Origin of the sequence: uncultured Clostridium sp. (assembly GCF_937920395.1) — a bacterium.
Taxonomy (GTDB): Bacteria; Bacillota; Clostridia; order Clostridiales; family Clostridiaceae; genus Clostridium_AD.
In genome coordinates this window covers 1-4,499 of sequence record NZ_CALEVF010000070.1, presented here as the reverse complement: position 1 = coordinate 4,499, position 4,499 = coordinate 1, and the positions used below count along the sequence as shown (strand labels likewise).

Below are 4,499 nucleotides of genomic sequence, written 5' to 3'. Positions count from 1 at the left end.
TTATTTGATATAGCAACTCTGTGAGTATATCTACCTAAATATTCAACTACACATGCGGCTTCTTTAAAAGGCGGTTTGCAGTAAACAACCCATTCCTTAGAATAAATAGAGGAAAGTAGTTTTTCAAATTCATTATTATTACAAAGATATTTTTGACTACCATAAAATTTAAGCTTGTTTTTATAATATAGTTGTTTGAGATAATATATAAATTTGCCTCTGAATTTGCGAGATAACTCTTTAACTGGGATGAAAAACTTTTTTCTGCTATTTACCCATTTCCCTATTGAAGATAATCCTCCTCCGGGTACAATACAATGAATATGAGGATGGTGCATAAGATTTTGTCCCCACGTATTATTCCGACATCGGGATAATACGTGTTATTCCTACTTTTTTATTATTCCGATTTTAATACATGTCAACGTTAATAGTATGAAAATATGCTTAGCGATGACGTTGTTTTATTTATAAAATCGGAATAACATTATCTTAATCCATAGAGCTTTCTGATGAGAGTTTCACTATTTTCGTTTTTCCAACATGCTTTTTCTTCTATGTCCATAAGCGGATTCATTTTACCCGTTGCTTTTTTTATAGCCTCCCGTTTCATTTCTGTATCAGCATAAGCATAAATCTGGGTAGTTTCCAGTTGTGCATGACCCAACCATTCTGCCAACAAAGGTAGTGACATTCCGGCCCTGTAAAGGTGAATGGCACGCGAGTGTCGCCACATATGTGGATATACATTATATGGGACTTCATTACATTCAAGCTTCGCTTTATGGCTATAGATGTCCATAAATCTTGCTACGTTGTCGTCAGACATCTGTTGAATTATTCCATGCCTTACTGTATAGAATAGATATTGGTCAGGATTATTCTCTTGATGATAGGTTTTAACATATTTATTAAAATGGTCGATAGTTCTTCGCATAAGTGGTAAGATTCTCTGTTTATTGCTTTTACCTGTTACATGGACACATGGCGTTTTTGATTCAACATCAAAATTTCTAAGATGAAGATCCAATATCTCACGATCTCTAATACCTGTATCATACATGAGAATCATGAAAAACTGATCGCGAATACCCTTATCTGTGGTAATATCAGGTTGTTTCAGTATTGCCTTTATTGCTTTTTCGGACATATATTTTACTACCATATTCTTGTGGTCATCGTTTTTGAGTGGCACTTTTAAGATTTCATTTCTATAAGCCATAAGGGTAAAATCCATTGTACTAGCATATTTATAGAATGAACGTATACATGCTAATCTTTGGTTTCTTGTGGATACGCTGCAATTACGTTCGTTTTCAATCCAATCAAGAAAGCAGAAAAGAATTTGACTATTAATTTTTGAAAATGATATATCAGCCATATGAATACCCTTAACTTTTGTGATGTAATCCAAAAGGAGATTTAAAGTTTCTTTGTATGATTTAATCGTGTTAGTACTCGTATGTTTCTGGATGGGCATATATATTTTCAAAAAATCATGAATCAACTGGAATAAGCCTTCATCATTGAGCTTTTTCATCACATCTTCACCTCCGGTATTAAATTCGAGAAGCGGTTCCAATCTATTGATTTTGAATGGATGAGTCTTTCAGGAATCAGGTGAATATAATAAGAAGTTTGTGAAAAGTCATAGTGTCCCATATATGTGCTTAGGTAAGGTAATGCCGTATATAAATCCCGTCCTTCATCCAGCCATTTCATAAATCTTCTTGTAGCATAATTATGACGGAGATCGTATACTCGTGGTTTTCTGTTTCCCTGAGAGCATTTTGTACAGCATCTCTTAAAATGATCTATTAATGACTGCTTGCTGATAATTGTACCCTTTGAGTTAGTAAAGATGTATTCCCTATTAATAAATACAGATTTAATTGTTTCTTCATATTTATTGCACAGCAGTAGCATGTCTTCCGACATTATTACAATACGATCTTTATATGATTTGCTTTCACGTATATAGATTCTCCCAGTTGCCAGATTTACATCTGTGCATTTAATGTTTCTTACTTCACCCGGTCTTAAGCCGCAGGTGTAGATTAACCAATAAATAACAGGTACAACATAGTGATTGTATTGTGCATTTTTACTCCAAGGAAAAATGTCAGTGGCGTTGAAGAATGCTTTTAATTCATAATCCGTAAAGATATAAGGCTCAAACTTTTGGGTTTTGCTTAGGAATTCAGAAGGATAAATATACGCCTCAATTCCAACAGCATTTAGATATTTTCCCAATTCACGAATAGCAATCATTCTTCTTCTGAATCCATTTGCTTGTTGCCGAGGATGTAACTGCGACCATTTCAACACTAATTCTTTTGTTAGTTTAGTTTCTTGAGCATAATTTTCAGAGCAAAACTTGTCAATCATTCTGAAGTATGGTTCATAAGTAACTCTGGAATATCCTAAAGATTCCTTATATTTTATCATGGCTTCCATAGAGTCTGCTAATCCGCTTTTAAATAATATATTCATGAATATATCCCTTTCTCAATAGGAATGGATTCGAATCCGAGTGCGCATTCAAAGAGTTTTCTCTCGCTCATTGAAAGATATGGCTTGGCTGAATTCATAGATTTATGCCCTAGCACTTGTGAAATAGTTGAAAGCGGAATATCCGATTCTAGCATCCATGTTGCCATTGATCTACGTAAAGCGTGAAAACTTTTTCCATCATATGCTTTATGGATAATGTTTGCCATCCTCATATATTTTTCAATAATAATGCCTACAGAACGGTTGTTACCTAGTTTGGTATACGGAGAAAATATTCTTAAAAAATATGTTCTGATTGAGATTCAGGTCTCCCGTTCAATATGTAATCAGCTATTACACTGCCTGTATTAGATTCCAGTGGAAGAGATAAATACCCACCCGTTTTCTTCTGAGTAATGTTGATTTTGTCATTTATCCAATCAATATTTTTAAACTTTAAATTTGCAATATCGATAGCCCTCAGCCCAGTATGTGATGCTAGATACATTATAGCGTAATCCCGTTTGCCAATTAGTGAATTCCTGTCTGCCTCATTCATAATTCTTAGGACTTCATCTTGTGTAAAACATGGTACAACATGTTTTCTGGGTGGCGCAGGTTTCTGTAATGGAGCCGTTAAATTTTCATTTATCACAATGCCACTACTAACAAGAAAATTAATAAAAATACGCAATGCATGAACGGTATGTCCCATGTCTCCTCTATTAAATGGATAAATAAATGATAAATATTCTGTCAAATCACTTGAACCTAACAAAGAAAAATCTTTTTGACCTCGATTCTCAAGAAAACTCATGAATCTTCTAATTTTTGAATCCATATGTCTCTTGGTTTCCGTACTTCGGTACAAAGTACTTAAGAATCTATCTATACAATTTTGGAAATATGAGTTCACCTTAAACTCAGGTCCTAACCCATAGAATCTCCACTTAAATGTACCCATCTGATAGACTTCAATAAGTATTTTGACAGATCTAATCAGTACCGTATAGTAACATCTTCCTATTAGTTTGCACTTTAGCCGATTCTCCTGATATTTTTGATAGCATTCTAATAAATTCATACTGAACAAAGTTTCACCATGCTCAACATAATATTTTTGAATATGTCTAAAGAGACGATTGTTAGATCTTATTAAATTAGATTTGCTATTACCTAAATCTTTCATTAAATTTAATGCTTGTTGGATTATTTCATCCAAGGTTACTTGTTGCATATTAACTCCTCCTATTTTATCTTATTGTAAGTTTAGCCATAAGCTAAAATAGTCAGTCGATATATTATTCCGATATATTTCACAGATACACCAGCTTCTATTCAATTATACATGCTGATTTTAAGTATCTTAGAATAAAAACGGAATAATAAAAAAATCGGAATAACACGTATGTAGAATAGAGGTAAATCCAAGTGATGCACCTAGATATTTTTTATCTGAGGCTAATTCTGTAAGAGTTTCAGCGACAGCTTTAAATAAAAGAGTATAAAGCTCCTTTTGATTTTGATATACTATCAAATTTATGGTATCAGGAATGGTAAATATCACATGAAAGTATCCAATATTAAGTAAGTTGTTTTTTTGAGAGTCAATCCAACGTTCCTTAGCAAGACTTTGACATTTAGGGCAGTGTCTATTACGACAAGAGTTGTAAGAAGTTTGAGTACTGCCACAGTTTTCACATTTGTCTATATGACCGCCTAATTGAGATGTTCTACATTTTTCAATTGCAGACATAGCCTTGAGTTGAACAAGCGAAAGCTTATGTTTTTCACGATATTCTGTGCCATATTGTTGAAGAATATCTTGAACCTCAATCATTGGTTTTTCTCATTTTCTTTCTTTAATTTTTTCAACATGTCCAGAGGACTTTTTACATTTAATGATTCAATTTTTATCATATGCAAATAAAAACAGGTTGTGCTGATATCGGAATGGCCAAGAAGTTGTTTAATATGGAATATGCTTACGCCTGACTCAAGTAGGT

General features: G+C 33.3%; 4 protein-coding genes and 2 pseudogenes. All 6 read right to left on the bottom strand.

All coding sequences use genetic code 11. The features are described 5' to 3' along the window. Window positions 1-359 (bottom strand): annotated as a pseudogene (locus Q0649_RS07930) (transposase); the annotation flags it as partial. Window positions 360-487: 128 nt separating this feature from the next. After that, entirely contained in the window at window positions 488-1,540 is a 1,053-nt protein-coding gene (locus Q0649_RS07925; protein ID WP_298839828.1) for a tyrosine-type recombinase/integrase, read from the bottom strand. Beyond that, window positions 1,540-2,493, bottom strand: coding sequence for a tyrosine-type recombinase/integrase (locus Q0649_RS07920; RefSeq protein ID WP_298839825.1), 954 nt, complete (start codon window positions 2,491-2,493; stop codon window positions 1,540-1,542). Before Q0649_RS07920 ends, Q0649_RS07925 begins: the two co-directional genes overlap by 1 nt. Continuing rightward, a complete protein-coding gene (locus Q0649_RS07915; protein ID WP_298839822.1) occupies window positions 2,490-2,720 on the bottom strand; it encodes a tyrosine-type recombinase/integrase in 231 nt (76 codons plus the stop codon). Before Q0649_RS07915 ends, Q0649_RS07920 begins: the two co-directional genes overlap by 4 nt. A 71-nt stretch (window positions 2,721-2,791) precedes the next feature. Next, the gene (locus tag Q0649_RS07910; RefSeq protein ID WP_298839819.1) at window positions 2,792-3,730 is read right to left on the bottom strand and encodes a tyrosine-type recombinase/integrase; all 939 of its coding nucleotides are present in this window, start codon (window positions 3,728-3,730) and stop codon (window positions 2,792-2,794) included. Window positions 3,731-3,898: 168 nt separating this feature from the next. Further along, window positions 3,899-4,333: pseudogene (locus Q0649_RS07905) on the bottom strand (transposase zinc-binding domain-containing protein); the annotation flags it as partial. Between the last annotated feature and the right edge of the window lie 166 nt (window positions 4,334-4,499).